At 61.3% G+C, this 26,922-nt stretch carries 23 protein-coding genes; 2 read left to right on the top strand and 21 right to left on the bottom strand.

Annotation, left to right across the window (positions count from 1 at the left end):
* Nucleotides 1-80 precede the first annotated feature (80 nt).
* The 8 genes from AC15MQ_RS19565 to AC15MQ_RS19530 form a co-directional block, all read right to left on the bottom strand.
* Nucleotides 81-2,126: a type IV pilus secretin PilQ gene (locus AC15MQ_RS19565; RefSeq protein ID WP_287653404.1), complete on the bottom strand. Its 2,046-nt coding sequence runs from the start codon at nucleotides 2,124-2,126 to the stop codon at nucleotides 81-83.
* Nucleotides 2,127-2,561, bottom strand: coding sequence for a pilus assembly protein PilP (locus AC15MQ_RS19560; protein WP_287653402.1), 435 nt, complete (start codon nucleotides 2,559-2,561; stop codon nucleotides 2,127-2,129).
* Nucleotides 2,562-2,638: 77 nt separating this feature from the next.
* Nucleotides 2,639-3,313 carry a type IV pilus inner membrane component PilO gene (locus AC15MQ_RS19555; RefSeq protein ID WP_287668992.1) on the bottom strand — a complete coding sequence of 225 codons (675 nt, stop codon included), beginning with the start codon at nucleotides 3,311-3,313 and terminating at the stop codon, nucleotides 2,639-2,641.
* Complete coding sequence (locus AC15MQ_RS19550) at nucleotides 3,310-3,876, bottom strand: PilN domain-containing protein (protein WP_287653398.1); 567 nt, start codon at nucleotides 3,874-3,876, stop codon at nucleotides 3,310-3,312. The genes AC15MQ_RS19555 and AC15MQ_RS19550 overlap by 4 nt, the downstream gene beginning before the upstream one ends.
* Complete coding sequence (locus AC15MQ_RS19545) at nucleotides 3,873-4,952, bottom strand: pilus assembly protein PilM (protein ID WP_287653396.1); 1,080 nt, start codon at nucleotides 4,950-4,952, stop codon at nucleotides 3,873-3,875. The genes AC15MQ_RS19550 and AC15MQ_RS19545 overlap by 4 nt, the downstream gene beginning before the upstream one ends.
* 160 nt (nucleotides 4,953-5,112) lie before the next feature.
* The gene (gene lptA / locus AC15MQ_RS19540) at nucleotides 5,113-5,718 is read right to left on the bottom strand and encodes a lipopolysaccharide transport periplasmic protein LptA (RefSeq protein WP_483081058.1); all 606 of its coding nucleotides are present in this window, start codon (nucleotides 5,716-5,718) and stop codon (nucleotides 5,113-5,115) included.
* A 2-nt stretch (nucleotides 5,719-5,720) separates the two neighbouring features.
* Nucleotides 5,721-6,308: an LPS export ABC transporter periplasmic protein LptC gene (gene lptC, locus AC15MQ_RS19535; RefSeq protein WP_287653394.1), complete on the bottom strand. Its 588-nt coding sequence runs from the start codon at nucleotides 6,306-6,308 to the stop codon at nucleotides 5,721-5,723.
* 118 nt (nucleotides 6,309-6,426) lie between these two features.
* Nucleotides 6,427-7,410, bottom strand: coding sequence for a KpsF/GutQ family sugar-phosphate isomerase (locus tag AC15MQ_RS19530; RefSeq protein ID WP_332337290.1), 984 nt, complete (start codon nucleotides 7,408-7,410; stop codon nucleotides 6,427-6,429).
* Nucleotides 7,411-7,522: 112 nt separating this feature from the next.
* Between AC15MQ_RS19530 and AC15MQ_RS19525 the strand changes: the two genes are divergently transcribed.
* On the top strand, nucleotides 7,523-9,490 hold the full coding sequence (locus AC15MQ_RS19525; protein WP_483081057.1) for a monovalent cation:proton antiporter family protein: 1,968 nt from the start codon (nucleotides 7,523-7,525) through the stop codon (nucleotides 9,488-9,490).
* Nucleotides 9,491-9,567: 77 nt separating this feature from the next.
* Here AC15MQ_RS19525 and AC15MQ_RS19520 read toward each other — a convergent pair whose 3' ends face one another.
* Nucleotides 9,568-10,272: a prepilin-type N-terminal cleavage/methylation domain-containing protein gene (locus AC15MQ_RS19520; protein WP_353849968.1), complete on the bottom strand. Its 705-nt coding sequence runs from the start codon at nucleotides 10,270-10,272 to the stop codon at nucleotides 9,568-9,570.
* Nucleotides 10,273-10,450: 178 nt separating this feature from the next.
* Here AC15MQ_RS19520 and AC15MQ_RS19515 point away from each other — a divergent pair, with 178 nt between their 5' ends.
* Nucleotides 10,451-12,169 (top strand): ATP-binding protein, encoded by a 1,719-nt coding sequence (locus AC15MQ_RS19515; protein WP_483081056.1) that lies wholly within the window; start codon nucleotides 10,451-10,453, stop codon nucleotides 12,167-12,169.
* Here the strand turns inward: AC15MQ_RS19515 and AC15MQ_RS19510 are convergent.
* The 12 genes from AC15MQ_RS19510 to AC15MQ_RS19455 all read right to left on the bottom strand — a co-directional run bounded on the left by AC15MQ_RS19510 (nucleotide 12,166) and on the right by AC15MQ_RS19455 (nucleotide 26,803).
* On the bottom strand, nucleotides 12,166-13,452 hold the full coding sequence (locus AC15MQ_RS19510) for an adenylate/guanylate cyclase domain-containing protein (RefSeq protein WP_483081055.1): 1,287 nt from the start codon (nucleotides 13,450-13,452) through the stop codon (nucleotides 12,166-12,168). The two genes, AC15MQ_RS19515 and AC15MQ_RS19510, sit on opposite strands and share 4 nt — an antisense overlap.
* A gap of 3 nt (nucleotides 13,453-13,455) precedes the next feature.
* Nucleotides 13,456-14,226, bottom strand: a complete 771-nt coding sequence (locus AC15MQ_RS19505) for a type II secretion system protein (RefSeq protein WP_332337292.1) — start codon at nucleotides 14,224-14,226, stop codon at nucleotides 13,456-13,458.
* A complete protein-coding gene (locus AC15MQ_RS19500; protein WP_287653388.1) occupies nucleotides 14,202-15,014 on the bottom strand; it encodes a hypothetical protein in 813 nt (270 codons plus the stop codon). The genes AC15MQ_RS19505 and AC15MQ_RS19500 overlap by 25 nt, the downstream gene beginning before the upstream one ends.
* A gap of 163 nt (nucleotides 15,015-15,177) precedes the next feature.
* Entirely contained in the window at nucleotides 15,178-15,636 is a 459-nt protein-coding gene (locus tag AC15MQ_RS19495; protein ID WP_287653387.1) for a hypothetical protein, read from the bottom strand.
* A gap of 23 nt (nucleotides 15,637-15,659) precedes the next feature.
* Nucleotides 15,660-16,262, bottom strand: a complete 603-nt coding sequence (locus AC15MQ_RS19490; RefSeq protein ID WP_287653386.1) for a hypothetical protein — start codon at nucleotides 16,260-16,262, stop codon at nucleotides 15,660-15,662.
* A complete protein-coding gene (locus tag AC15MQ_RS19485) occupies nucleotides 16,259-17,800 on the bottom strand; it encodes a hypothetical protein (protein ID WP_287669010.1) in 1,542 nt (513 codons plus the stop codon). Before AC15MQ_RS19485 ends, AC15MQ_RS19490 begins: the two co-directional genes overlap by 4 nt.
* Before the next feature lie 4 nt (nucleotides 17,801-17,804).
* Nucleotides 17,805-19,007: a type II secretion system F family protein gene (locus AC15MQ_RS19480; RefSeq protein ID WP_287669012.1), complete on the bottom strand. Its 1,203-nt coding sequence runs from the start codon at nucleotides 19,005-19,007 to the stop codon at nucleotides 17,805-17,807.
* 5 nt (nucleotides 19,008-19,012) lie between these two features.
* Nucleotides 19,013-20,725, bottom strand: coding sequence for a GspE/PulE family protein (locus tag AC15MQ_RS19475; RefSeq protein WP_287669014.1), 1,713 nt, complete (start codon nucleotides 20,723-20,725; stop codon nucleotides 19,013-19,015).
* A gap of 51 nt (nucleotides 20,726-20,776) precedes the next feature.
* Nucleotides 20,777-22,012: a tetratricopeptide repeat protein gene (locus AC15MQ_RS19470; protein WP_287669016.1), complete on the bottom strand. Its 1,236-nt coding sequence runs from the start codon at nucleotides 22,010-22,012 to the stop codon at nucleotides 20,777-20,779.
* On the bottom strand, nucleotides 22,009-23,838 hold the full coding sequence (locus AC15MQ_RS19465; protein ID WP_287653439.1) for a type II secretion system protein GspD: 1,830 nt from the start codon (nucleotides 23,836-23,838) through the stop codon (nucleotides 22,009-22,011). The genes AC15MQ_RS19470 and AC15MQ_RS19465 overlap by 4 nt, the downstream gene beginning before the upstream one ends.
* 71 nt (nucleotides 23,839-23,909) lie before the next feature.
* On the bottom strand, nucleotides 23,910-25,343 hold the full coding sequence (locus AC15MQ_RS19460; protein WP_483081054.1) for an AAA family ATPase: 1,434 nt from the start codon (nucleotides 25,341-25,343) through the stop codon (nucleotides 23,910-23,912).
* Nucleotides 25,340-26,803 carry a sigma-54 dependent transcriptional regulator gene (locus AC15MQ_RS19455; RefSeq protein ID WP_332337300.1) on the bottom strand — a complete coding sequence of 488 codons (1,464 nt, stop codon included), beginning with the start codon at nucleotides 26,801-26,803 and terminating at the stop codon, nucleotides 25,340-25,342. The genes AC15MQ_RS19460 and AC15MQ_RS19455 overlap by 4 nt, the downstream gene beginning before the upstream one ends.
* Nucleotides 26,804-26,922 lie beyond the last annotated feature (119 nt).

Genomic DNA, 26,922 nt, shown 5'->3' with positions numbered 1-26,922 from the left:
CATTTTATCCCATGCCCCATCCGTGACGGCGCAACAAAAAGCCGGCTCTTCGCCGGCTTGTGGTCTACCACGAAATTCAGTCAGCGTACCGATAGACTCTCGGCCACGATCCGCGGGGTAACGAACACCAGCAACTCGGTCTTGTCATCGATCCATTCCCGGTTCTTGAACAGGAACCCGATATAGGGGAGATCGCCAAAGAACGGAATCCGCGTGGTGTTGTTGCGCACTTCCTGCGTATAGATTCCCCCGATCACCACCGTGCCGCCGTTCTCCACCAGAACCTCGGTCTTGACGTGCTTGGTATCGATCGCCACCCCGGCGCCTGTCGATAGACGGGTGTTCGGCGTGTCCTTATTGACATCCAGGGTCATCGTGATTTTGCCATCCGGGGTAATCTGCGGCTTCACCTTCAACGACAGGTTGGCCTTGCGGAAGGACACGCTGGTGGCACCAGAACTGGTCGCCTGCTGATAGGGAATCTCCACCCCCTGCTCAATGATCGCTTCCACCTGATTGGCGGTCATGACGCGCGGGCTTGAGATCACTTTGCCGCGACCATCAGCCTCCAGCGCTGAAATCTCGGTTGCCAGAAACCTCGTCAGTGAGCTATTGAAGAGGATGAAGGACAGGTTCCCCGCATTGCCGGTCCGCGGCGTTGCTGGCAGATTGACCTGAGAATTCGCGGCGAACAAGGTGCTGTTACCGCTGATGTGGTTGCCACCTTCCGGAATGCTCTGGTTCCAGCCGAGACGAATCCCGAGGTTCTTCGCAAAGCTATCCCCGGCTTCAACGATACGCGCCTCGATCATCACCTGCCGGACCGGGACGTCGACTTTGGCAATCATCGCTCGCACGTCATCAAGGCGACTCGGCGTATCCTTGACGAACATCATGTTCGAGCGGTCGTCGAGGAGCGCACTGCCGCGTTTGGACAGCAAGGTCTGCTTGGGATCGATGAGCAGTTTCTGAACCGCTTCAGCCTTGATGTAGTTCATCTGGAAACTCTCGGTCTGCAAGGGTTCCAGGTCGCCGATTTGCGCTTTCGATTCGAATTCGAGCTTCTCCTTGGTGGCGATTTCCTCCCGCGGCGCAATAAGAATGACATTCCCATTCTTGCGCATGTCGAGACCCTTCTGCTGCATGATGATGTCCAGCGCCTGGTCCCATGGTACGTCCTTGAGGATCAGCGTGATCGACCCGCCCACGGAATCGCTGACGACCATGTTCATGCCCGTGAACTCGCCGATGACCTGCAACAGGCGGCGCACGTCGACATTCTGGAAATTCAGGGAGAGCTTCTCGCCCTGATAGCCGCCGCGGCTCCCCTGCACCAGTTTGTTGGGATTCTCGATGATCGGCTTCACTTCAATGACGAACTGGTTGTCGCTCTGGTAGGCATTGTGCTCCCACAAGCCACGCGGAGTAATCGTCATGCGGGTGTTGGGCCCTTTCTCGACGGTCGTCACGGTCAGCACAGGCGTCGCAAAATCGGTCACATCGAGTCGCTTCCGCAAGGCCTCGGGAAGCGTCACCTTGGCGAAGTCCACCACCAGATTCGATCCCTGCTGCTTGATGTCGATTCCGGCATTGGCGTCAGTCAGGTCAACCGTGATCCGGCCCTCACCATCCTTTCCTCGCCGGAACGAGATGTCGCGAATGCTGTTGGACATTGCCGACGGACGCGCCTGTGCAAAATGTTCGACCGGCGCCAAGCCGGCAGGTGTCGCACTGGGAACCAGGGCGAGCAGCAGGCTGTTGCCATCGATGGTCGCTTCATAGGTCATGGCCTTGTTCAGGTTCAGGACCACACGGGTCCGGTCCTCGGCCTGGACAATATTGGCGCTCTTCAAGTCTCCCTCGTTGTACGCCTGGCTCGACTTGCCCAAGCCATTGGTGGTATTCGAAAAGTCAAATGCGATGCGTGCCGGCTTGGCAACGCTGAACGCCGGCGGAAGAGCCTGCAACGGTTCCTTGAAGGTAAGTTTGACGTTGAGCACCGAGCCTTGCTGCACGACGTTCATCGACTCGATGGAATTCAGCCTGGCTTCCTGTGCATTCGCCGTTCCCAGCGCCAACAGCACACCACCAACCAGACCGAGCAGGTATTGTCTAATCTGCTTCATTTACTTCGCTCCCTTCTCCTGCAACAGCAAGGTGCTCGTTCGTTCCACCCAGTCACCCGCCGAATCCTGGATGAGTTCTCGCAAGGTGATCTCTGACTCGGACACGTCCACCACCACGCCGAAGTTCTGCCCCATGTAGTTTCCGATCTTGATTTGGTGCAAAGTACCGTCGACCTGTACGATGGCATACGACACCTTCTTCCTGGTCATCACACCGACGTATTTCAGCGATTCCAGGGGATAAAGCTCCAGCGGCTCTTTCGGCCGATCCAGATCAGGCCGGAAGCCCCCGCCACCTTTCTTCTCGTCAGGAGCCATCTTGGCCGGTTTGAAAGGGTCAAGGAGGTTGCCCACATCGTAAGGAACGGCCTCGTAGGCTTCGACCACGGGGAGTGGAGGGATTTTGGCCTTGGCATCCAGCGCCACGGCAGCCATCCATTCCCGTAATTCCTCATGATCGTCTGTTGAACACGCAACCAACGCGATACAGCAAATCAGAATAGCCGGCCTTCTCATTTCTTCCCACCCTTGGCGGCTTGGGCGGCCTTCTTCTTCGCTGCCAGTTCTTCCTCGTCAAGATAGCGGAAGGTCTTGGTAATGGCATCCATCACCAGCGTTCCGTCCTTGCTCTGCGGGTTGATGACAATGGCCACATTATTCAAGGTCACGATTCTGGACAACTTGCCGATGTCCCCAGCGAAGGCACCAAAGTCATGGTAGGTACCGGTCAGACGGACATTGATCGGCAATTCTGCATAAAAATCCTTGATCTGCTCGGCGCCGGGCTTGAACAACTCGAACTGAAGCCCCCGTCCCATCCCCGCCTGGTTGATTTCCACCAGCAAAGATTCGACTTCCGACTTGTTCGGCAGCTGTTTCAGCAGCGCCCCAAAGGAGCGATCGATTTCGTTCAACTGCTGGATGTAGAGGTCAAGGTTTACGGCCTGTTTTTTCTTGACCACAAACTCTTCGCGCAGCTTCAACTCGGTCCGCTGCTTGGCCTGCAAAGCCTCCAACTGGTCAACCCAGACCAGAAACCAGCCGGCAAGCAGGATCAGCAACAACACGCCCACCAGCACGCTGACGCGCGGCACGACCGGCCACGCGCCGACATCCTTGGGATTGAGGTTCTGAAAGTCCCGCAGTATGGCGCGGAAATCAATGCTCGGAAGAACGGGCGCTTTCACTTCTGCCCTCCTTTCGCCGCGGCAACTCTCTTGAGCGACGCATTCATGCTGAACTCGTTGAGACGCCGCTTGTCGACCGTCACTGCCTTGATTTCAAGTAACTGCGGCTTTTCCAGCCACGGTGAAGCTTCAATGTTACGCATCAGCGTGGACACTCGCGCGCTCGACTGGGCGAGTCCAAAGAGGCTGATCCGCTGTCCTTCCTGCTTCAGCGAACGGAGGTACACGCCCTCGGGCATCTGTTTGGCCAGTTCACTCAACAAGCGCACAGCTTCCGCACGATCGCGCTGCAGTGATTCGATGATCCGCTTGCGTTCCATCAAGGCGTCGCTCTGCTCCTTGAGCCGCTTGATCTGATCGATCTGCTTGTCCAGCAGGGTGATCTCCTTTTTCAGGAAATCGTTTCTGGCGTCCTGTGCGGAAATATATCCGCCAATCACCGAGTAGACCAGAAAGACGATCAGTCCCGAAAGAACGGTGACCAGTCCCAACAAGGCATAGAACTGCTGCCGTCTCGCCCGGCGCTTTTCTTCCCGATGCGGAAGGAGATTGATGCGCATCATTGGTCGAATCTCCGCAGCGCGAGCCCGCAGGCGACCATCAATGACGACGCATCTGTCGCCAGACTCTTCCCGCGAACCCGATCGGACAGCAACATCTCGGCAAAGGGATTGGCAATGATGGTGCTGATCTGTGTTCGGGACGCAACGACTTCATCGGCACCAGGGATGACTGCACACCCCCCCGCCAGGACAATATGGTTGATCTGGTTGAACTGGGTCGAGGTGAAGAAGAACTGCAGGGCCCGCGAAAGCTCCAGAGCCATGGCCTCGAGAAATGGCCGCAACAGTTCCGTGTCGTATTTTTCCGGCAAATTGTGATGGCGCTTCTCGGTTTCGGCCTCCTCGAAAGTCATTCCGAAGAGACGGGCGATGTCCTGTGTCAGCTGATTGCCGCCAAAGGCCTGCTCGCGCACGTAAAGCGGCTGGCTGTTGCGGAGAACGGTCAAGTTCATGACGTTCGCGCCAATATCCACCAAGGCAACGATCTGCCCCTTGCCGCGCTCCGGAAGTTGTGCCTCGATCAACTCGAAAGCCGCGAGCACGGCGTAGGATTCGACGTCCAATACCACCGGCTTGAGGCCGGCCGATTCGGCAACGGCAACCCGGTCTTCCACCTTTTCCTTGCGCGACGCGGCGATCAAAACCTCAATCTCATCCGGCGACGATGGCGCCGGTCCCACCACCTGAAAATCGAGGTTCACCTCGTCGAGCGCGAACGGAATGTACTGATTGGCTTCCGACTCGACCAACAGCTCCAGTTCCTCCTCGCGTTGCCCGGCCGCAACGATGATCTTCTTGGTAATGACGTGTGACGCCGGCAGGGCAATGGCCACGTGCCGCGTCGAAGTCGCGAGTTTCTTCCAGGCCCGCCTGACGGATTCCGCAGCTGCCTCGAGGTTGACGATGTTGCCGTCCGAAACGACATCCCTTGGCAAGACCTCGATCGCGTAACGCTCGACCCGGTAGCCGCCCTTGCCATCGCTGGCCAACTCGACCATCTTCACCGACGACGAACTGACGTCCAGCCCGATCAATGAGCGGGCCTTGGGATTAAAGATCGAAAGATCAAGCTGCAACTCGCCACCCCCTGCTCAAAAAACCCTTCAATAATTTGCAGTTAGCGTGTTTTTAGATATTTTACTTTAGATGCTAACAACAAGCCTGCAGCGTGTAAAGCAATCTAACAACAAGCCTGCAGCGTGTAAAGCAATTTTTCTGGCCGCACCGGATGTGCGTTCAGTCAAGCCGGGGGTTGACCTTGGGCGCGGGTTTGAGCGTCAACGGCTCACCTTTCTTCTCGGCCGGTTTCTCGTCCTTGCTCTTGGGCTGGATGATCGCGCGCACACGCGCCTGCCCAACACCTGTAGCGCTCTTGGTGCCGCCACCGGTGGTGGCCAGATATTTCTCGTTCAAAGCATCGTAGGAGATGTACTGCCCCTTCACTTCGTCGAGCCCACTTTGCACCCAGGCGCGAATGAAGAACTCGGTGATTTCGCTACGTGCGTCATGGTCGATGCGCTCGGCCTCACCTTCGGTGAAGTCGTCGCGCCCCTCACGCTTCTGCCTGAAATGCGCGAGGCCATTGGCCCCGCCGATGGCGGACGCCTTCTGGAAGCCATCGGCGTCTTCCGTGACGACCAGCCGACTGGTGCGCAGTTCCATCGTGCCCTGGATGAGGACCGCATTGCCCTCGAGAATCTTGACCTTCTTGACGTCGTCGATGCTCATGCGGTCCGCTTCCAGGTGGATCGGCTTCTCGCGGTCAGCCCGCTCGGCCTGCGCCGGCATCGAAAGGGCGACGATGAGGCTGCTCGCGCAGACACCGCAAACGGTCTTCTTCATGTCTAGGGTTTCTTCCTGGCGAAATGGCTCTCGATTTGTCCGGTAACCTGCGATTCGAGTATATAGGTCTGCAACTGGTTGTCGGCCTGCATGCCGACCCCCTGTACCCACGAGTTCCCCTGGGTGATCAGCACCTTGCTCCTGGTGAAAGCCTTTTCCTCTTCGGTCAGTACCGTCAGTTCGGACGTCTCGGCCAGCAGTTCCGCATCCTTGTCAGTGGCCGCGCGGCGTACCTCGACCTGCTCGCTGAGATCCACGCGTTGAGCTTGCGCAGTCGAATGACCGTAGCGAGCACTGATGGTCACCGGCGGCCGCGTCGGATGCAGGTACACCAAGGTCGGCCCCAGAAAATCCGTCGTATCGTCGTCCGGGTAGTGGCGAAGCTCATCAGCCACCAGCGTGTACAGCAGTCTGCCCGATGGGTCGAGCTTGCGCCCTTTCGCATCGGTGACGATGTAGTCGGGGTCGTGACGATTCTTCCCATCGCTTCGTGCTTCTGGGAATTCGGTCGCGTAGCGCAGCCAGGAAGTCAGGGCGAGCAGGATCAGGAGAATGCTGAGCGGCAGAACCGCGCTACTCCACTGTCTCATCGCCCGGCCATCGTGAAACACGGTGACGGCAGCGCGCCGAACGGTTGGTCAACTCGTTGAATACGTCGGCGACCAGGGGTGCTGACGCTTCCGCGTTCACAGTCGTGGGTGGCCCACATCAGATCACCTTGGCCTTGAAGAGGTCGTGCATGTTGAGTGCGCCGACCAGAATGCCCGTTTCGTCAACCACCGGCAACTGGTTGATCCGGTGCTGCTCCATCATCTCCACCGCCTCTACCGCGAGACGCTCAGGTCCGATCGCGCGTGGCTCCCGGCCCATGATGTCGCTCACCGTCAATGCGCGCAGATCGAGGTTCCTGGCGAACGCACGCCGCAAGTCGCCGTCGGTGACGATACCGATCACCCGATGTTCCGGACTGACCACAGCGGTCATGCCAATTCCGCCACGCGACATTTCGAGGATGGCATCGGGCAAAGTGGTGGCGGGAACGACTTCCGGGACCGCCCTGCCAACGCGCATCACGTCGCGAACGTGCGTCAGCAGGCGACGCCCGAGCGAGCCGCCAGGGTGCGAGCGAGCAAAATCCTCAGCGCCAAAACCACGCGAATCCAGCAGGGCCACCGCCAGCGCATCGCCCAGTGCCAGCACAGCGGTAGTGCTGGCAGTGGGCGCGAGGTTCAGCGGACACGCTTCCTGCTTAACGGCAGCGTCAATGTGCACGTCTGCCTCGATGGCCAGCGTCGACTGTGCATTGCCGGTCAAACTGATGAGCTTGGCCCCCTGCCGCTTGATGATCGGAACGATCATCAGCAGTTCGGCACTCTCGCCCGAATTGGAAAGCGCGATCAGCACATCGTCGCGGGTAATCATCCCGAGGTCACCATGGCTGGCTTCCGCCGGATGCACAAAATACGCCGGGGTGCCGGTGCTGGCCAGGGTCGACGCGATCTTGCGTCCAACATGCCCGGACTTGCCCATGCCACTGACCACCACCCGCCCACGACAATTGAGAATCAGCCGCAACGCCTGGAGAAAATCACTGTCGATGCGGTCGATCAGAGCCAGGACGGCCTCGGCTTCAATGCGCAGCACCCGGCGAGCAAGATTGAGCGCATTCGACGAGGGCTGGATTTGGCTCATGAGAAGGCAGCGGTTATCATGGTGCGAGTATAACAGAAGGCCCCGGCGTGCTCATCTCGCGCCGACTGCGCGCCACGCGACGAAGACCTGACAGGAAGCACGAACCGGAAAGATGCAGACGCTGCCAACGATTCTGATGCTGCTCGGGGCCTCGGTGGTTTCGGTGATCGTTTTTCGCTTGGCCAATCTGCCGCCGGTACTCGGCTATCTGCTCGTCGGCACGCTCATCGGCCCGCGTGCACTCAACCTCGTAGGAGATTTTGCGGGGGCACAACATCTCGCTGAATTCGGCGTCGTCTTCCTGATGTTCTCGATCGGACTCGAGTTCTCGTTGCCCAAATTGCATTCCATGAAGCGCATCGTTTTCGGCCTCGGTCTGCTGCAGGTACTGCTGACGCTGGTGGTGGTCACCGGCATCGTGGTCGGCCTGGGGCTGAGCTGGCAAGCGGGCGTGGCGCTCGGTGGCACGCTGGCGATGTCATCGACAGCGGTGCTCACCAAGTTGCTGAGCGAGCGGCTCGAACTCGATTCCGCGCATGGCCGCGAGGTCATGGGCGTCCTCCTGTTCCAGGACCTCGCGGTGGTGCCGCTGCTGATCCTGATCCCTTCGTTTTCCGAGTCCCCGGAACGGATGGCGACGATGATCGGCGTGGCGACCGTCAAGGCCTTGCTGGTGCTGTCGCTGGTGCTGTTCTTTGGCCAGCGGCTGATGAACAAGTGGTTTTTCATCGTCGCGCGCGGCAAGTCGGCCGAGTTGTTCATGCTCAACGTGCTGCTGGTCACCCTGGGTCTGGCCTATGTGACCGAACTGGCCGGCCTGTCGCTGGCCCTCGGCGCATTTGTGGCCGGCATCCTGATTGCCGAAACCCAGTACCGTCATCACGTCGAAGAAGACATCAAGCCCTTTCGCGACGTGCTGATGGGCCTGTTTTTCGTCACCATCGGGATGTTGCTCGACGCCCCGCTGGTGCTCGCCAACCTGCCGCTGGTGCTGGGCGTGCTGGCCGCGCTGCTGGCCGTCAAGTTCGCGTTGATGCTTGGCCTGTCGCGCCTCTTCGGCGCCGCGCCAGGCAGCGCGCTGCGCAGCGGCCTGTGGTTGTGTGCCGGCGGTGAGTTCGGCTTCGTCCTGCTCTCGGAAATGGGCCCCTTGCACCTGGTTCCACCGCTGGCCCTGCAGGCCGTGCTGGCAGCCCTGGTCATTTCGATGCTGCTGGCGCCGATCATCGTACAGTACAGCAACCGCATCGTCCTGCGTTTCGCCGCCAGCGAGTGGCTGATGCGCTCAATGCAGTTGACCCAGCTCGCAGCGCAGACGATGAATACGGATAAGCACGTGGTGATCTGCGGCTACGGCCGCAGCGGCCAGCATCTGGCCCGCTTCATGGAGCAGGAAGCGGTAGCCTATGTGGCGCTCGACCGCGACCCCGAACGCGTGCGCGAGGCGGCGGCTGGTGGAGAGAACGTCATCTACGGCGACGCCGCTCGCCGCGAAACGCTGCTTGCTGCGGGCGTCGGCCGTGCCAGCACGCTGATCATCACCTTTGCCGAAACCCGTGCAGCGGAGAGAGTCCTCGAACACGTGCGCCAGCTCAATCCGGAGTTGCCGGTGATCGTGCGTACGCTCGACGAGCGGGACATCGAGGCGCTTCGGCACGCGGGCGCCGCAGAAGTCGTTCCGGAAACTCTCGAAGTCAGCATGGTGCTCGCCTCGCACGCGCTGCGACATGCCGGTGTGCCGGTCACGCAGGTGCTGGAGCGCTTCCGTCAGACGCGGCTTGCCGGCTATCGGACGTTGCGCGGATTCTTCCATGGTGAAAGTGACCTCGAAACAGACGCGCTGGACAGCAAGGAAGCACGTCTGCACGCCATCCACCTCGTGGCTGGTGCCTATGCCATCGGGCACACGCTGGACGAACTCGACCTGCGGCGACTTGGGGTCGAAGTGACAGCGATTCGCCGGGGCAATATCCGCGGGCTGGAACCCTCACCGGAAACCCGTTTTCGGGTCGGGGATGTGGTGGTCGTGCTGGGTACCCCGACGGCCATGGCCGCTGCCGAGACTCGATTACTGCAAGGGTAAAAACAGTGAGCGCAGCAACCCGCGTGAGCGTGCAGCTGCGCTTCGCCTGCCGGCGGCGACAGACTACCGTCGCCCGCTCAGAATGAAGCGCAAACCGTGTATTGCGCGCCGTCCTGAATGGCCGCCGTGGCCGTCGCTGCGACGGCACCACGTGCGCTACCGGTCGGCACGGCCTGGACTGAGCCGGCGGCGGTATCGCCGTCATCCATCACGGTGTCGATCTGCCTGACGTATCGCCCAAGGATGCCGTCCGAGCACACAAAGAAAGTTCCCCGCATGCCGACAATGAACGGCGCAGCCGCTCCGGCCGCATTCAGACCGCTCTCGATGCCGATCAAACCACCATCGGCATTGCGCGGCTGGTAATTGGGATTGGCGATCTGAGTCGGCCCGCTCGCCAGGTTGGCCAGGCGGACATGCTGCCAGAAAACGAAGGTTTCGTCGGTCACAGCGGCGGCATTCCAGGCGCCGTCGATGCGCCCGTTGTTCTGCACACATTGACCCGCGGCGGCCGGTGGCGCGCATGCTGCGGCCACGCCGGCACCGAAGGCCAGGTCAAGCTGAGCCTGCGTCTGGTCACCGGGAAGCGCCTTGAAGCGGTCCTGGTAGCCATAGGCCAGGCTCGACACGGTCCGGAAGTCACCGACCATGTTCTTCACCTTGGCGCTGTTGATCAGTTCCTGCCCCTTCAACACCCCGCCAAGCAGCAGGCCGATGATGACGAGTACAATCGCAATCTCTACCAGGGTAAAACCCGACTGTTGCTTGCGCATCTGGTTCATATGGTTCTCCGGTCCGTGTCGACGATGATATTGGCTAATAGCATGTTTCGTGCCCGGAAAATTACACCGATCCGGCTGTCAAAGCCTGCCGATCTGTCGAATTTTCGACACTATTGCCCGGAGTCCGACTGATGCACAGGCCTGTCACTCGGCTACCGACAACCGCCAGGAGCGCCGCGTGACCGTTCTCGAACGTATGGGCACGGCGCTGTGTCAACGCCAACGCTGGCTGCTCATCGCCTTGCTCGCGGTGGTGCACCTGGCACTGGTCGCCGGCGCCACAACGACGATCAGCCTGCTGTGCTGGGTAGTCAACGTCGGGCTGTTCATTCTCTGGCAGCCGTTCATCTACGCCGAAAGAAAAGTCGATCTCACCGGCCTGGCGGTGATTGCCCTGATGCTCGCCTGCGGCGCGGCCTGGTACGGTTGGTGGCTGCTGATCGTCTGGGTGGTCATGCTCGCCGCTCTGGTCGGTGGACGGGTGATGTTCATCGACCATCGCCCGACGCGCATCTTCTACCTGGTCGCCTTTGCCTACCTGCTGGCGGCACTGCTCTTCTGGCTGGTGCCCAAGGTGGTACCGCACGCAGCCCTGACCGGCCCTTCGCTGGATCGCGAATTCGCCTGGGGAATGCCGTTGTTCCTGCTGGCGATGACGCTGCTCCCCCTGTCGCGCGAGAGCGACCGGCCCGGCGGTGGGATGGTCGACCTCTTCTATAGCCTGTTCATCTTCCTGTTGATTGCCGTGCTGGTGCTCGGCAGCCTGGCGTTCATGCTCCTGCGGCAGTCCGGATACTTCGAAGCCGTGCTCAACACGCTGATCTCGATCGCTCTGCTGCTGCTGCTGATCGGCTGGACGTGGAACACCCGTCCCGGCTTCACCGGCATCGACGTCTTCTTCTCGCGCTACCTGCTGACCATCGGCCTGCCCTTCGAAAAGTGGCTGCATCGATTGACGACGCTGGCCAGCAGCGAGAGCGAACCCGAACGTTTCCTGTCGCAGGCTCTGGCGGAGATGCTCGACCTCCCGTGGGTCGATGGCGGCACCTGGATCGCCGGTGCCCGCAGCGGGGCATTCGGCAAGCCATCGCGTTTCAGCCACGAGTTTCCCGGCCAACCTCTGCTGCTGACCCTGCACACCCGCCACAAGCTCAGTCCGGCCCTGATCTGGCATTTCCACTTGCTGGCGCAGTTGGCCAACGAGCATTACCTTGCCAAGTTGCGCACTCGCGAGTTGCAGCAGGTGAGCTACCTGCGCGCCATCCATGAAACCGGGGCCCGCCTCACGCATGATGTGAAGAATCTGCTGCAATCGCTGAACAATCTGTGTTTTCTCGCGCAGACCATGAGCGGCAACGACGACGACCGGCTCGACCTGCTGCTGCAGCGACAGTTGCCGCAGATTACCCAGCGCCTGCAGCAAACGCTGAGCAAGCTGCAAAAACCACAGACCGAGGCTGGCGGCGTCCTGCCGGCGGAGATGTGGTGGACCATTCAGCAACAGCGCTACGCGACGGCACCGGTGACCTTCGCCGCCGCAGAGTTCCAGGCCGATGTGCTGCTGCCGACGGCGCTTTTCGACAGCATCACCGACAACCTGCTGCAGAACGCACTGCTCAAGGGCCGCGCGGAAAGCGGCCTGCGGGTACACCTGACACTCGCCGCCGACGCCTCGCGCCTGTGCGTCTGTGACACCGGCAGCCCGATCGGCGAGGAGGTACTCGGTGACCTGCTGCGGGCGCCGGTGGCCTCGGAGAACGGCCTCGGCGTCGGGCTCTACCACGCCGCGCAGCAGGCGGAAAGCGGCGGCTACGAACTGCGGCTGACGAGCAACGTCGCCGGCAAGGTGTGTTTCGAGCTGTGCCGGCGCGAGCCCGGCACGCCGCCCGCAGTCTAGCGGCTGCCGGCTGTGCCGGCGCGTCGCCCGATCAGCCGATAGACGACCATGTTTCCCTTGCCTTTCAGATAGATCGTCTGCGGCTCCTGAAAATCGAAACGATCGCACAAGCGCCGGTAGGTTCGCTGATCCACCTGCACTATGCCGGGAAGTCCTTCGGTGGTGACACGGCTGGCGATGTTCACCGTGTCGCCCCAGAGATCGTAGATGAACTTCTTCTTACCCACCACGCCGGCGACGACCGGGCCGGTGCCGATGCCGATGCGCAATTCGAGGTGCATCTCGTTGATGCTGAAATCATGGTGCAGCAGGCGACACATTTCCAGCGCCATGTCGACCAGCGACTCGGTCGGATGACGAGACGCCGCATTGAGACCGGCGGCGACCATGTAGGCATCACCGATGGTCTTGATCTTCTCCAGGCCATAGCGCTCGGCCAGTTCGTCGAAACACGAGAAGATCTTGTTGAGCATGGCGAACACCTGCTGCGGGGTCAGGCCTTCGGCGACGCGGGTGAAGTTCACGATGTCGGCGAACATCACCGAAACTTCGGCAAAGCCATCGGCAATCGTCTGGGTGCTGTTTTTCAGGCGCTCGGCAATCGGACCCGGCAGGATGTTCAGCAGCAAACGCTCCGAGCGCTCCTGCTCGATCTGCAGCAGGCGGTGTGCTTCCTGCAGGTGCTGCCGAGCGCGGTGCTTTTCGGTGTCCGAGTAGCGCAGCAGCAGGTACACGATGCTGGACACGGCGGCGAAGTTGAGGGCAAAGAAGAACGCCGTGGTCTGCGGCGGCACCTTGTACGCAGGCAGGTTCAGCGGTTCGGCGAGGTAGTAATCGAAGACTCCGGAGAGCGTGGTGAGAAAGACGTAAGCGAAGAACCATGCGGCCGACTCTCTCGGCCCGATGAACAGGATCGCTCCGATAGGCGCCAGCAAGGCCCACAGGCTGATGCCACTGGCAGTAATGAAACTGCCGATGCTCCATTGCGCGACGAAGGGCATGAACAGGAACAGTGACAACTGGACGACCCGAAAAACCTCGAAATTGAGCGTCTTCAGGTATACCAACAGATTGCCGACGAGCAGCAGTTGCAAGACGAAGGGCAGGGTCGACGAGAACTGCGGCCCGAGCTGCCAGTAAATCAGCAACCAGACCATCGACGCGAGCGTGATCAGGCCAGTAGCGAAGAAGAGCAGGGATTTCTGCAGGCGCAGTTCCGCTGAGTCGGTCGGGAGGATTCCGGCCGTGCGCAAGGCGGTGAGAAAGCTGCCTTTGTTGTTCATCTGTTATGGAAGTTTGCCTGCCGAAACCATGCGGTTGAACAAGAGGTAAGGCGGAATCCAAACGACAATGTCGTCAAACTCTCCACCCACCGGAACAGTGTACCGGTCCCTTGAAAAGAACACCGGGGGGGGGGGTGGCAAGGCCACCCCTGCATTGGCAACTTCGTCAGCGTTGTTTGCCGATTCGTTCGGCAGAGGGGTACCGTCCTCGGCGAAGCCGAAGTTATTCTTGCCGGCGGAATAGATGACCGCCGGTGCGCACGGAGAAGCGACGCTGCAGGCATTGGCACCAATGAGATACGTGGCGTTGCCGGCGCCATCGCGAGTCTGCACTTTCTTGCTGCCGAGAGTATTCAAGGCAAATGGTGGGAGATCGGCATACTCCGGACTGACACTGTACTGGATGATCTTGTTCCACGCGTCCGTCTTCTTGACCCCGAGGGTTGACCAGGGAATGAAGCCAGTGCAATTCACTTCGCTGCCGCAGTTCGCCGGTTTTTCCGCGCCGTTGGTTGCCGAGGTTGCCGGTCTGGGGAGTCTGCCGTTGACGACGGCAAAACCGATCAGTGCCTCGCGGATCTCACTGATCTGCTGTTGTGTCTCATTGTAGTTCCGCTGGTCGATCTGCGCTGAGAGAGGTGACAGCAGGCTGCTCAGGAGTAGCGCGACGATGATCAGAACGATGGCCAACTCAACCAGAGAAAAACCTCCCGTGCGAATTAACTCTGGGAGGTTCCTGGAAGAAGGACTCACGGGCAGGGCGAACTTGGGCACGGGATGATGTCCATCGTGTGACCGCTGCCAACGATTCCGATCCTGGCCAGGTTCGGGCCGAGGCGTTGGTAAGTAACCAGCGGCAGCCAACCGTTGGGATTGAGCCAGATCAGAGCAGCCGGGTTGATCAGCAGGTCGTTAAAAGGCAGGCTGCCGATCGTGATGCCGGCGTCTCCGAAGCCGTCGCTGGCACTGTCAGCCCATGGGAAGAAGCCGTTGTCCGCCCAGTAACGGCGCAAGCCATAGGTCGGAGCGCCCGCCGGGTTATCGTCAGGGCCACGAATTTCCGCCAGAATACGCTGGTTGACGGTACGAAAAAGGTCATCCCGGGTAATGGCCAAGGCCTTGTCGTTGAAGGTCGGCGACAGCGGGCCGGAAACGTAGGCGCTGTCGCCGTCGCTGTTGGCGCCGTCCAGATAGTCGGCGACGACATCGCTTGGTCGGCCGTTCTGAGTCGCGAGCGATGGACCTGGTGAAAAAACAATGGCGGCAATGTTCGGACTCGCGTCGAACGTGAGTTGCAGCGCGCTCTGATAATTGAGCGGCTGCACGGCAGGGTGGTCACGTAACCCGGGAGAGATCGCGTACCAAAGCCGATCCCCGTAGCCGTCGACCAATTCGGGCAAATCAAGCGTCTTCCACGGCAGGCGACCGACATAGGCGGGGCAATTCTGGCCGGCAAAGAGATCGGCCACACCGTCGTTATCCCCGTCAGGACAGGGCAGGCTTCCAGGGCGGTTGCCGTCGGTCACTGCACGGCCAATCAAGGTTTCCTTGGCCTGCGCCATCGCGGCGGCCGTCGTCTCGTCAATCTGCCTGCGCAAACCGGTGGCACGGCTCTGACCCAGGGTCCAGGCCGTGGCGGCGAGAAAGACGAAGAGCATGAATATCAGCAATGCCACTCCACGCTGGCGGGCTGAGAAGAACAGGGAGCAATTTCGACGCACGGCGTTATTTTGCAACCCCTGACCCAGTACTGATCCGACCGCCATTCAGCAGATCGTGCGACTCACCGGTATTGCGGTTGACCGTCTCGCCGACACGCGCCCTGGCCGCCGGCGCGTCGCCCGATTCGATCAGCACTTGCGCAGGATTCCCGGCCCGCGTGCTGACGGTCAGGCCGCTCCAGGCATCATTCTCATGCTGCGGGTTGCCATTCACCCACGCTGTCCGCTTGCCACTGCTGCGAGTGACGACGCCGTCTACGGTGAGCGTCGGATCGGCTGGTGCCTGCTGCTTGTCCAGGAGATTCATCTCGCGCTGGCGGTCAAGTTGCTGGCGGCGCTCGGGGGTGAAAAACAAACGACCGAGATCATCCCCGGCGCGTACCGCGGGGCATGTCGACAGCAGCACGCAAGCCCCCACGACCGCAGTGATGATCTTCTCCGCCACCCGCGAGAACCTGGTCATCACTGCCCTCCCCCTGCTGGTTGCTACTTTCTGTTGACTTCGCGCACCGTCAGCCAGTCGATTTCGCAATCGGCCAGCAAGCTTGCCCGACCGCTCGTCCGCTCGTCGGCGGTTGACGGCAGACGCTCGACGTTGCAGCCCTTGACCTGGATCAGCGCCTTCGCCTGGCTTCGCAGGTCGGCGAGAAGCCGGCTCAGATCCTCTTCGTGGAGTAACTTCACCCGTAGTTTCATGGCGCTGGCGGAAAAGGCAAACTCCCCGGCCGACTTGCCGTCGAGCAAACGCTGCGGCGCGATCTCGTACTGCAAATCGATCAAACGACGCTTGTCACGGATGTCCTTCAGCAGTTCCACCCACTCCAGGCGCTGTTCGTCGCCAATGATGCCACGCTCCTTGAGCTGGTTGAAGAGAATTGATTTTTGCCGAATCTCGTATTCCTCGTCGCGAACCCGTTTGAGCTTGCCATCGGCGTCGCTACGCTGTGCGGTAATGGCCACTCTGGCCAGTTGCGCCTTGTCCCTGAGCTGATACGCGACATACAGAACGATCGCCGCGACGAGCAGCATCAGCACGGCTCCCAACACGCTCACCTGAACCTTGCGCAAGTCGGAGCGGCCGAAGTTCATGAGCCACGCGTCCTGCGGATCTGCACCTTGAAAGCGCGCGGCTGGCTGTCGGCGACCGTCGCGTCGCCACCTTTGAGCGGTTTTCCCGACTCGACGTCAAATGGCTGCTGCAATACCTCCACCTCCAGTTGCGGGTTCAACTCCAAAGCGTCAACCAGTCCCTTGAATGCCGCCAGGACCTGGCGCGGATTACTCTCTGCGCCGAGCCGCAGGGTACCGTGCACCACGGCAATCTCGCGTTCGACACCTGGCGGCTCATTGCGCTGCGCCTCGACCCCAAGGGGTGCGCGCGGCGGCTGTGTTCCACCCGCTTTCCACTCGATACCGTCGAGTTCGATCGACGGCGCGTCGTGCAACGCACGGCTGATTTCCCGCCAAAGGTACGCAGGCGAGGTGCTGGCATTTTCCAGTTCGACGTAGCGGTTGATGACTCGTCGGAGACTCTCGTTGCTGGTCGGAATGGGCGGGAAGGTCTTGAGGATGTCCTCGTAGCGCCGTCGCGCCAGGCTGGTTTCCGCCGTGATCACTTCGACCTCCTGGTTGAGTTGATAGGCCTCGTAGAGTTGTCTGCCCGACCACAGCAGGCAGCCGAACAGCGCAATGGCACCCGTTCCCTGCAGCACCGAACGGACCAGCCATAAATGGTAATCGTGGCGTTGCGCGTCGCTGGCAAACTGGGTACGCGGCGGATCAGCAGCCAGCAACTGCAGAAACAGCGGCTCGCAGCGGGTATCCGCAGGGAGCGTCTTGAAGCTGCATTGTTGCGCACAGGCCTCGATGTCGAGAATGGTGAAGGACAGGTTGTCGCTGTCGACACAACTGCTTTCCAGTGCCTTGCTGGTATTCGCATGCGCCAGCAGGTAGGCGTTGATCGGCTGCTGACGACCGATGAGACGCTGACTGACGAGATACTGCTGCAGTTTGCGCGCCTCGGTGGCGAAGGTCTGCGCGATGCCGCCAATGCTGCTGTTGTGCAGCGGGGTGAGGCGGCTGAAAAACAGCTCCCCCTTTTCCAGGTAGCTCTGCCGGATGCTCTGGTCCTGAATGGTGAGCAACAGGCAACGCTCGTCAGTGATACCGAGCTTGCGCAGCAGTACAGGACCCAGCAGGGGTAGCGAATAGACACCGGCGAGAGGCGACTCGGCACTGGCCAGGGCGCTCAGCCAGGGTGCAAAGACCTCGTTGTTGGTCAGCGCGGCGAGCATGATGCGCTCGTCCTTGCGGCGTGACTTCTGATGTCCGAGAGACATCGACGTGGTCAGCGCGGCGCTGAAGAACAGCTGCCCGAGCTTGCGTCTGACGATCGCCGTTCGATCCGCGCCGCGCAGGAAGGGGATGGTCTCGATATGGAAGCCTTCGTCGGAGACATTGGCGAGAATCGAGAAAATGCTCTTCCGGTTGCCTGCGAGGTAGTTGGCAAAGCCAAGCTTCCCGGCTTCCGTGGCGTCGAAGGAACCCTCCTCGGACAGCACACCCGATTGCCACTTGAAGGCCGTGAGCTGATGCGCGCTGAGGTAGAGGAGGCGACGGACATGCATGGCGCTAAGCCTTGATCTTGCTGATCACGTCGTACACCGGTCCGAGCACCGACAGCATGATCCACCCGAGCAGTCCGCCCATCACCACGGTCAGCAGCGGCTCGATCAACTGTTGCATCTTCTGGACGGATTCCCTGACATCACGGTTATAGAAGTAACTGACATTCAGGAGCGCATCATCGAGCGCGCCGGTGTTTTCGCCGACGCGTAACATGCGGATCACCAGCGGCGGGAAGAAGCCGGTACTGTGAAACGCCGCCGTCACGTTCTGCCCCTCGCCGATCAGTTGTTCCACCCGCTCCAGGCCTTGCCGAATCACCAGATTGCCGACGACATCCTGCGTCGTCCGGATCGATTCGAGAATCGGTATTCCCGACGAATAGAGCAGTGCGAAAGTGTTGGCGAAACGGGAGAGGACGATCTTGCGCAGGATGTTCCCGAGCACCGGCACCCGTAGCTTGATGCCGTCGAAGCGCAGGCGCGCCAGCGGGTTGCTGTGCAGCAGGAATTTCACGGCCAGTGCGGCGACAGCCGGCAGCAGAAGCAGCAGGTACCAGTAGGCGACCATCAGGTCCGAGACGAAGAACAGGATCTTGGTCTGCATCGGCAGCACCTGCCCCATGTTCTTGACGAACAGCTTGAGTTGCGGCACCAGGTAGACCATCAGAAAGAAGGTGGCAGCGAGAACGATCGAGCCGACGAAGGCCGGGTAAGCCACCATTTTCTTCGTCTGCGACGCGAGTTCGTCCTCCCACTTGAGCGATTCGTTCAGGCTCTGCAGTACTTCCGGCAAGCGACCGGTCGTCTCGCCGGCCCGGATCAGGCTGACAAAGACCTGGTTGAAGACGCGCCGATGATTGTCCATGGCCTGCGACAGGGTCTGGCCACCCTCGATCGACTCGATCAGGCTCGCCACCACCTCCCGGAAACGCGGATGTTCCAGACTGTCGCGCAGGTCGGTGAGTCCTTCGAGGACGGGCACGCCCGCGCGCACCAGTTGCTGCAGGTGAAAGCAGAAGTGAATGATCTCCCGACGCGGCACGCCACCACCGCCCAGCAGGCTGCGGTTGCTGAGCGGTTCGCCGCTGACCAGGTCGAGCTCCATGCGCCGCAGTCGCAGTTCGAGGTCCACCAGGTTGATGGCGTCGATCCTGCCGAAGACCAGGCGCCCATCGGGGTTGACCGCCTTGTAGGTATAGAGCGGCACCGGTGCTACATCCGGTCGGTGAGGTCGACGACGCGGCCGATTTCCTCGAGCGAGGTGGAGCCGTCGAGTACCCGTCGCAGACCGTCATCGGCAAGGGTGGCGAAACCCTGACGAGTCGCCAGTTGCCGCATTTCACGAACGGTACTGCGACGCGCGATCAGTTCGTCCATGTCGCCGTTGATGCGCAGCAGCTCCATGATCGCCAGACGCCCACGATAACCCTGGAAATCGCAACGCTCGCAGCCGCCGGGGCGGTAGATGACCGGGCGTGGCCCTTCGACCAGGTTGCTCAGCAGACGGGCTTCGTGGGCCTCGGCCTGGTACGCGATCTTGCAGTGCACACACAGGCGTCGCACCAGGCGTTGCGCAATGATGCCGATGATGTTCCCGGCCATGATGTCCGGCAGAATGCCGATGTCGAGCAGGCGCGGAATGGCGCCGATCGCTGAATTGGTGTGCAGGGTCGAATACACCTGATGACCGGTCATCGCCGCACGCAGGGCCATTTCGGCGGTTTCAGCGTCGCGGACTTCGCCGACGAGGATGATGTCCGGGTCCTGGCGCATCATCGAGCGAATGCCATTGGCAAAATCGAGCTTCACCGACTCGGCCGCCGAGGTCTGCCGGACCAGAGTCATCGGATATTCGACCGGGTCTTCGAGGGTCATGATGTTGACCCCCTCGGAATTGATATGGTTGAGCACCGAGTAGAGCGTGGTCGTCTTGCCGCTGCCGGTCGGTCCGGTCACGAAGACGATCCCTTCGGGACGGGCGATCATCAGCTTGAGCTGATCGAGCTGCTTCTCGGCAAGACCCAGACCTTCCAGCGGCACGATGCCCTTCTGCCGGTCGAGGATGCGCAGCACGATGTTTTCGCCGTGGATCGTCGGTTGCACCGAGGCACGAAAATCCACCTGGCGACCACGCATGTTGAGCGAGATGCGGCCGTCCTGGGGAGCTCGCGTTTCGGCGATGTTCATCCCGGAAAGCACCTTGATGCGCACCGCCATCGCCGGCCAGTAGGTCTTGTGCAGCGAGCGAATCTGCCGCAGCATGCCGTCGATGCGGTAGCGGATGCGCAGGAAACTCGCCTCCGGCTCGAAGTGGATATCGGAAGAATCGTGCTTGACGGCGTCGGTCAGGATCGAGTCGATCAGGCGAACAACCGGCTGGCTGTACTCGTCGGCGGACGATTGCAGGCCGCGAAAATCGATCTCGCCGGTTTCGATTTCGTGCAGGATGCCGTCGATCGACAGTTCATGGCCGTAGTACTGGTCGATCGCGCGATCGATCTCGGTCTCGCCGGCGAGCAGGGTGTCGATCTCGATTTCGTCGCCGGCCAGCCCACGAATCCTGTCCAGCGCGACGATGTCGTTGATATCGGCGATGGCCACCGTCAGGCGCAGGTTTTCCGCGTCGTAGTCGAGCGGCAGCACATGGTGGCGCTTGGCGAGGTCGCGCGGGACGAGTTTCAGCGCCGACGGATCGATAATCGCATTCGACAGATCGACGCTCTGTTTGCCGAGGCTTTCCGAGAGCGCGTCGCGCAGCGTCGCTTCCGAGACAAAGCCGAGCGCGACCAGCAACTTCCCGATCGCCTGATTCGACTTCATCTGCTCCAGCAAGGCAATTCGCAGTTGATCCTCGCTGAGGATGCCCTTGCTGATCAGGATCTGACCCAGGGGTCGCGAATGCGGATAGAGGCTGGGAGCGTTCATGGGCGGAGAGCCCGGCAATCCGGATGCAGAAATCCCTGCAAGGTGCCGGAATTACGGTTGCAGTTCAAGAATGCGCTTCCCGGCAGCGTTCCTGTCGAAGGCGCCACGCCGCGTTTCGGCGGCACTCAGCGCCATCCGGTAGTACTGCACTGCCAGTTTGTGCTGACGGAGGTGATCAAGGCTGACGGCCAGGTTGAAGAGGAGATCGGCGTTGTCGGGTTCCAGCGCATAGGCCTGAAAATAAGCCTGCTGCGCCTCGCTCCAGCGGCCCTGCCGGGCATAGACGTTGCCCAGCGCAAACGGGACGGCGGACGAATCGGCCTGGCTGGCCAGCAGGGTCTTCAAACGGCTCTCGGACTGGCCCGCATCGCCCTGCCCGCGCAGGTTGATCAAGGCTGCCTGCGCGGTGACGTCGTTGGGGTCGGATTCGAGCACCTGCTGATACAGGTCATGCGCACGCTCTGGCTGCCCCTGGCGGACAGCAATCGCCGCCAGACCGAGTAACGCGTCGGCATTTCTGGCGTCGCTGCGCAGGACCTGCTCATAACCGTGGCGCGCGTCGTCCAGCCGATCCGCCTGCCACGCCTGGTAGGCAAGGTCGAGCGCCTGCTGCTGCTTTTCCCGGCCGCCACCCGGACGGAAAACTCCCGACGCGCTGCCGCCCGGAACGCCGGCGAACTCTCTTTGCGGTAGCCCCGCACGCGGCGCTGCGGCAGGTGTCCTGACGGCGGTCGCCGGTTGCGGCGACTCTACCGGAGCCGCGACCAGCGGCGCCGGCAAAGGGGGAGCCGGGCGCTGAACGGCCGGCACCAGGGGTGCAGGTGTCTGGCTTGCCGGCAATGCCGCGACTGGCGGTCTGGCGAGCGCGCCACCGGAAAGGGTTTGCAACTGCCACCAGAAATAACCGCCAATCGCCAGTGTCGCTAGGCCTCCCAGACCCAGAAAGATCCACAGCGATCGGCGCGACGAACGGGAAGCCTGCTTGGCGGCAAAGAGGTTTTTCGCCGCGCTACGTTGGCCGGCATCGCCGCTGCTGGAATCTGCCGGCATCTCTCCCGGCAACGGGAAGCTACGTCGGGCCGGCGTCGGGCCTGTTTCCAGGCTCGTCTCCGTGTCGAACGGGTCAGGGCGCCTGGCGTGCGGTGGCAGTGGCCGGCTTGCGGGACGCGTCGGCTCAAGTGGGTCGAGGGTGAGTTCGAGCGGAGAAGGCGCGTCTGGCTTCCCTGCCGGACCGGCAAGCCGTTTGGCCTCTTCGGCCCGGCGCAGGGCATCCATGAGCAGGCTCATTGCAGCGGTACCGGATGTCGCTCGGGAAGCGAGAACGGTCGGTAGACCTGGTCGCTCTTGAAGAACTCCCTGTTGGGCAGGGTTTCTCTGAAGCTCCGGTAATCGCCGTCGATCGATGCATCATTGATCACCGTCGGACGCAGGAGAACGACAAGTTCCGTCTTCACTGACGAGTTGTTGCGGTTGTTGAAAACCTCGCCGAGAAACGGAATATCGCCGAGGCCCGGCAGGCGCCCGGTCCGGTTGTCCAGGCGATCCTCCATCAAGCCCCCAAGTACCGCAATGTCCCCGCTTTCGACACGCATCATCGACTCGATCTCGCGCATGCGAATCTGCGGTACCAGGTTTTTGATATTGTTTGCGGCCAAGGCCGGATTGGGATCCTGCTTCAGTTCTACGATGCTTGAAATCGACGGCCGAACGTTCAAAGTGACCGTGCCGCTATCGCTGATCTGCGCCGTCAGGCTCATGAAGAAGCCAATCGACACCGACTGTGGTGTCGTGGTGGTGGCGGTCAGCGTGCCGCCTTGCGTCCCGCCGAGCGTAGACGTGTCCTGTTTGACACTGAAGTACACAAAATCCTCGGAAACCTTTAGCGTTGCCGTCTGATTATTGAGCACCGAAAGCTTTGGGCTGGAGAGCACCTTGACGGTGCCAAAAGCGCGCAGCAAATCCACGGTTGCCAACACCCCCAAGGGATTCTTGCTGTCGTACTTGAGAACGTACGGTGTGACAATATTCTGCACGTTCGTGGTCAGCGATGGTTTCGTGATGCTGATGTCGGTCGCCTGGGTCAACCGGCTCCATTCGATGCCTTGCTGGTAACCATCGGAAAGTGTCACCTCGACGATCGTGGCTTCGATCAGCACCTGCCGGCGCGCACTGCTCATCACCCGATCGAGGAACTCCTGCACCTTCTCGTGCTGTCGCGAGGTCGCCCGAACGGTGATCACCCCGCCTTCCGGATTGGCAATTACCGATGCCGCTTCCCGGAAGGTCATGCGCTTGACTACCGTGGCGCCGCTGTTCTGCAGCGTCGTCGGATTCGGACTGCCGGCCAGCGTCTGCACGGCCTGCGCCACACGTGCCGCGGCGTTGGGCGGACTGGCGGCACCTGTGCCGGTCGTGCTCTGCGAGGCCGTCTGCTCGGTCACCGTTTCGGTCGAGCCCTCCGGGAAAACCTTGTCGGTTTCGTGCAGCAGATCCTTGAGATTTTTTTCGAGCGACTCCCAGAAGCGGTTCCTCGACTTGTTCTCGATCTGGATGCGTGAGGTATTTCCGGAGCCCGCGACGCCACCACTACCGGTCGCCAGCGAACTGGTCGAAATCTGCGTATTGGTCGACACGGTGGCCGTGACGTCGCGAGCAATATTGACGTAGTCGACCTTGTAGTTCTTGAGATAGGGCGCGTCGGGCATCACCGCCAGGTTGGGGCCGTCGAGTTCGAAGCGCATGTCCACCTGCTTGGCGATGCGGCTGAGCAACTGCGGCAGCGTCTGGTCGATGGCATTGAGGGTCACCAGGCCGGTGAGCCCAGGATGGACGTCCACGTTCAGTCTGGCGTCACGGGCCAGGGCAAACAGCAGGTCGTGCACCTGCACATTGTTGACCACCACGCTGTAGGTTTCCGTCTTGCCGATGGCGCGGGGCTTGGGCAAATAGACGCTCTGCTGTACGGGCTGCGGAATCGCGCCCTGCGGCTTGGCGACACTATCCGCCTGCAGATGCCCCGCCGACGGCCCGTTGCTGAGCGTGGTCGGCGTACAGGCTCCGAACAGGAGCGGGAGAAGGAGGGCGCCAGTGAGGCGCAGGATTCGCAGGGACACGCTCAAGCTTGATCCAGTCAATGGGTGAGTTCATGATACCACGCCGGAACTTTCTTACAAGTACATGATTTTTATTGTCTTAAGGCCTTGCTTTCTGATCCTTCCGGAAGACGCGCAGAGCGCAACCTGGCCACCGGCCGCACGTACGGCCTGCTCGACGGACTGATCTCGCCAAGCGTTGCCAGCGCGGCGTTGGCCTGCTCACGGGAAGCATAGTCGCCATAAATGACCCCGAGTCGCTCTTTGCCTCCGAAACTCGAACGATAAACCCGAAGCTGCCGCAAATCGAGAGCTCTGCTGTTGTTGGCAATGAAATCGGCCACTTCGCGCTGGCTGCCGGCGTCAGTCACCAGCAACTGGATGAAATAATGGTTGTCAGGTGTCCTTTTCAGCCAATTCTGGCTGGCGGCAATTCTCTCGGCAAGCGTCAGCGACAGTGCTGCGCCGGTGGTCTCTGCCACCGGCGAGCCAGACTCGCGATGTACAGCAGCAGGCACCGCGACCACTGACGAAACGACTTCCGCTGGCGACGACAGGGGCGCGGCACCATCCGGCAAGGTGCTGATCGGCAGCGGCGCTGCTGCCGTGCTGCCGGCGTCATGGCGGCCAGCCAGGTACGCCAGAGCGACTATCGTACACAAACCGGTCGCGGCCGCGGCGGCCCATGCCCAGCGGACGCCGACACGACCCGCGATGGGTTTGAACTGCGCGTCGCGGACCGCCGCCCGCACCTGCCGGCAATCAATCTGGTGGCCCCCTTCGGCGAAGGCGGCCAGAAGGGCCTTGTCGGCGAGGATGTTGATGCGCCGGGTGAGCCCCTCGGAGGCCTTGCTGATCAACTGGATGGCGCCTTTGGTGAACAGGTCCGGACCGCGGTAGCCGGCAGCGCGCAGACGGAACATCAGGTACCCGGCGACGTCGCGACGATGCAGTGGTTCGAGTCGGAAATTGTGCGTAATGCGGTCGTTGAGCTGGCGCATGGCGCTTTCACCCAGGCGCTGATCCAGTTCGGGCTGGCCGAAGAGCACAATCTGCAACAACTTGTGCCGACTCGATTCCAGATTGGAAAGCAGGCGGATCTCCTCCAGAGCTTCCGCTGGCATGGCATGCGCTTCGTCGATCAGGGCGACGACCTGACGCCCGGCGGCATAGATCTCCAGCAGGCGCTCCTGTAGCGCGCGCAGCAGCAGATGGCTGCGCTCTTCGGGAAGCGGAATCCGCAGTTCGGCGGCAATGGCCAGCAGGATCTCGTCACGCGACAAGGTGGGGTTGGCCAGATAAACCGTCTCGACGTTGTCCGGCAGTTTCTCCAGCAGCATCCGACAGAGCATGGTCTTGCCGCTGCCCACTTCACCACTGACCTTGACGATCCCCTCGTCGTGGGTGATTGCGTAGCACAGTGCCTCGAGCGTGGCGCCCCTGTTGGCCCCGGCAAAGAAGAACTCGGTGTGCGGCGTGATGCGGAAGGGCGCCTGCTGCAAACCGAAATGATCCAGATACATCATGGCTCCCGCGCCGCAGCTTCCATGCGGTTGTAGAGCGTCGTCCGATGGATGCCCAGCAGTCGCGCCGCCTGGCTGACATTGCCGTGCGCCAGCTTCAGCGCGGCCTCGATGTAGCCGCGTTCGGTGGTATCGAGCAGGCGGTCGAGGCTGAAAGGCTCCCGCTGACGCAGGCGATGCATGGCAGCAGTGACGATGGCATCGCCGGCGCCCTGGTCGAGCACGCTTGTCGCCGGCGCCGCTGCGGGTGGCGGCTCGTCGGGCAGGTCGAGTTCGACTTCCAGCGCCGCGGCGCCGACGACCTGCCCGGCGTGCCTGGTGGTCAGGCGGATGACGATGTTGCGCAGTTCGCGAACATTGCCGGGAAAGGCGTAGCTGCGCCACAGGGCTTCCGCTTCGGCGGCGAGGTGGAACGGCGGCTGTCGCGTTTGCGCCGCATAGTGGTGACGAAAGTGCTCCATCAGGAGCAGCTTGTCCTCCCCCATCTCGCGCAACGGCGGGGCAACGATCGAACACACCGAGAGGCGGTGATAAAGGTCGGCACGAAAGTTTCCCGCCTTGACCTCCCGACGCAGGTCGCGGTTGGTGGCGGCAATGATGCGCGCCTGACTGACCCGCTTCCGCGTTTCCCCGAGCCGCTGATACTCGCCATTTTCCAGCACGCGCAGCAGCTTGGCCTGTAGATCGAGTGCCAGTTCGCCGATCTCGTCGAGGAACAGGGTGCCATCGGCGGCATCCTCGAAATAACCGGACTTCACCGTCACGGCACCGGTAAACGCACCTCTGGCGTAGCCGAACAGGGTTGCCTCGACCAGGTTCGGCGATATCGCGGCACAATTGAGCGCCAGGAACGGCCGTTCCCTGCGCTGGGTACCAAAATGCAGGCAACTGGAGGCGATGATCTCCTTGCCACTGCCCGACTCTCCTTCGATCAACACCGGGAAAGGCAAATCGGCATACTGTCGAAGCTGCACCCGCAGTTTTTCAATGGCCGGACTGCTGCCGATCAGCGGCGATGTGCCGTCCGTCTGGTGGTGCCTTTCGTCGAGCGCGCGAAACGCCAGCGCTCTCTTGAGGACCTGCTGCAGATCGGCCGGATTGCACGGCTTGGCGACGAAATCTGCGGCACCGAGGGCGCGCGCATGACGCGCGTTGCCCTCGTCGCTTTGCCCGGAGAGGACGACGATGCGGATCTCCGGGGCGGCCTTGAGCAGGTCGGAAATCAGCGCCAGCCCCTCGTCGGGACGATGCGGGACCGGCGGCAGGCCGAGGTCGACCAACGCCAGTGATGGCGCTCTTCGCAACTCTCGCAGCAGTTGCATGCAGTGCGGACGCGAGTGACTGGTAACCACTTCAAAGAGCGGACGCATCGAAAAACTCAAGGTGTCACAGATCAGTGCGTCATCATCGACGATGAGCAGCAGCGGTCTTTCTGGCAAGGAGGTTTCCGGACGAGTGGGCATCAAGCGCTGGTGCCGCCTAAGGAATGAGCGTGTTCGGCATTATTCCACAATTGTATTAACGTCAAGTAATTCACAGCCGACCCCGAGGTGCTCAGGTATAATTCGCGCTCATTTTCTTG

The organism is Candidatus Accumulibacter propinquus, from assembly GCF_056856495.1.
This window is presented reverse-complemented; position numbering and strand designations above follow the sequence as displayed.

Coding starts and splice junctions, on each gene's coding strand:
- AC15MQ_RS19565 (WP_287653404.1), bottom strand. CDS start 2,126: ATGAAGCAGATTAGACAATACCTGCTCGGTCTGGTTGGTGGTGTGCTG.
- AC15MQ_RS19560 (WP_287653402.1), bottom strand. CDS start 2,561: ATGGCTGCCGTGGCGCTGGATGCCAAGGCCAAAATCCCTCCACTCCCC.
- AC15MQ_RS19550 (WP_287653398.1), bottom strand. CDS start 3,876: ATGATGCGCATCAATCTCCTTCCGCATCGGGAAGAAAAGCGCCGGGCG.
- lptA (WP_483081058.1), bottom strand. CDS start 5,718: ATGAAGAAGACCGTTTGCGGTGTCTGCGCGAGCAGCCTCATCGTCGCC.
- lptC (WP_287653394.1), bottom strand. CDS start 6,308: ATGAGACAGTGGAGTAGCGCGGTTCTGCCGCTCAGCATTCTCCTGATC.
- AC15MQ_RS19530 (WP_332337290.1), bottom strand. CDS start 7,410: ATGAGCCAAATCCAGCCCTCGTCGAATGCGCTCAATCTTGCTCGCCGG.
- AC15MQ_RS19525 (WP_483081057.1), top strand. CDS start 7,523: ATGCAGACGCTGCCAACGATTCTGATGCTGCTCGGGGCCTCGGTGGTT.
- AC15MQ_RS19520 (WP_353849968.1), bottom strand. CDS start 10,272: ATGAACCAGATGCGCAAGCAACAGTCGGGTTTTACCCTGGTAGAGATT.
- AC15MQ_RS19510 (WP_483081055.1), bottom strand. CDS start 13,452: ATGAACAACAAAGGCAGCTTTCTCACCGCCTTGCGCACGGCCGGAATC.
- AC15MQ_RS19500 (WP_287653388.1), bottom strand. CDS start 15,014: ATGGCGCAGGCCAAGGAAACCTTGATTGGCCGTGCAGTGACCGACGGC.
- AC15MQ_RS19495 (WP_287653387.1), bottom strand. CDS start 15,636: ATGACCAGGTTCTCGCGGGTGGCGGAGAAGATCATCACTGCGGTCGTG.
- AC15MQ_RS19490 (WP_287653386.1), bottom strand. CDS start 16,262: ATGAACTTCGGCCGCTCCGACTTGCGCAAGGTTCAGGTGAGCGTGTTG.
- AC15MQ_RS19485 (WP_287669010.1), bottom strand. CDS start 17,800: ATGCATGTCCGTCGCCTCCTCTACCTCAGCGCGCATCAGCTCACGGCC.
- AC15MQ_RS19475 (WP_287669014.1), bottom strand. CDS start 20,725: ATGAACGCTCCCAGCCTCTATCCGCATTCGCGACCCCTGGGTCAGATC.
- AC15MQ_RS19470 (WP_287669016.1), bottom strand. CDS start 22,012: ATGAGCCTGCTCATGGATGCCCTGCGCCGGGCCGAAGAGGCCAAACGG.
- AC15MQ_RS19460 (WP_483081054.1), bottom strand. CDS start 25,343: ATGATGTATCTGGATCATTTCGGTTTGCAGCAGGCGCCCTTCCGCATC.
- AC15MQ_RS19455 (WP_332337300.1), bottom strand. CDS start 26,803: ATGCCCACTCGTCCGGAAACCTCCTTGCCAGAAAGACCGCTGCTGCTC.